This window comes from Streptomyces sp. WELS2 (assembly GCF_013870595.1).
Lineage (GTDB): Bacteria > Actinomycetota > Actinomycetes > Streptomycetales > Streptomycetaceae > Streptomyces.
Genome location: NZ_JACBWZ010001299.1, coordinates 1 through 1195 on the forward strand (window position 1 = coordinate 1; position 1195 = coordinate 1195).

Here is a 1195-nt window from a genome sequence, read left to right on the forward strand (position 1 = left end):
GCGCGTGCCGGGCACGGGCGCGGCCACCGGCATGCACAGCCTGGGCGCCGCACAGCACGACCACGATCACGACCTGGCGGACGTCGTGGGGCAGACCGCCGCGCGTACGGCCGTGGAGGTGGCCGCCGCGGGCGGGCACCACCTGTTCCTGGAGGGGCCGCCGGGCGCGGGCAAGACGATGCTCGCCGAACGCCTGCCCGCGGTCCTGCCCCGGCTCACCCGGGAGGACTCGCTGGAGGTCACGGCGGTGCACTCGGTCGCCGGGCTGCTGCCCCCGGGCAAGCCGCTCATCGACGTCGCTCCGTACTGCGCGCCCCACCACTCGGCCACGATGCAGTCACTCGTCGGTGGCGGCCCCGGCATCGCCCGGCCCGGGGCGGTGTCGCTGGCCCATCGAGGCGTGCTCTTCCTGGACGAGGCCCCCGAGTTCCACAGCCAGACCCTGGACGCCTTGCGACAGCCACTGGAGTCGGGGCACGTCGTGATCGCGCGCAGCGCCGGTGTGGTCCGGTTCCCGGCGAGGTTCCTGATGGTCCTGGCGGCCAACCCCTGCCCCTGTGGCCGCTTCTCGCTCCGCGACTCGCTGTGCGAGTGCCCGCCGTCGGCGATCCGCCGCTATCAGTCCCGGCTGTCCGGACCCCTGCTGGACCGGGTCGATCTCCGGGTGGAGGTCGACCCGCTCACCCGGGCCCAGCTCACCGAGCCCGGCGCCCGGGGCGAGTCCACGGCGACCGTGGCCGACCGGGTGCGGCAGGCCCGGGAGCGGGCGGCGGTCCGCCTCGAGGGCACGCCGTGGCGCACCAACAGCGAAGTGCCCGGCCGTGAACTGCGCAGCCGGTACCACGCCGCCGCCGGGGCGATGGACGAGGCCGAACGCAGCCTGGAGCGCGGCGTGCTCACCGCCCGGGGCATCGACCGGGTGCTGCGCGTCGCCTGGACGATCGCCGACCTCGTCGGGCACGACCGCCCGGACGCGACCGACGTCGCCCTGGCCCTGCAACTGCGCACCGGAGTCCCGCGAGGGGTGCCGATGGCCATCGGGGCGCTCACATGACGGGCGCGCGAGACCCCGGAGACGAACCGCTCGGCCGGGTCTTTCTGGCGCGGGTCATCGAGCCGGGGGACGAGGTCGCGGGGGCGATGCCGTCCGAGAGCAGGGTCAGGTCCACGGCCACCACCTCGTCGGCGATCCGGA

The 1195-nt window shown here is 75.5% G+C and carries 1 protein-coding gene; it reads left to right on the forward strand.

What is annotated here, in order from left to right; genetic code table 11:
* The coding region (locus H5J33_RS35900) for a YifB family Mg chelatase-like AAA ATPase (RefSeq protein ID WP_181798825.1) at nucleotides 1-1054 on the forward strand (1054 nt) is incomplete at its 5' end.
* Nucleotides 1055-1195 lie beyond the last annotated feature (141 nt).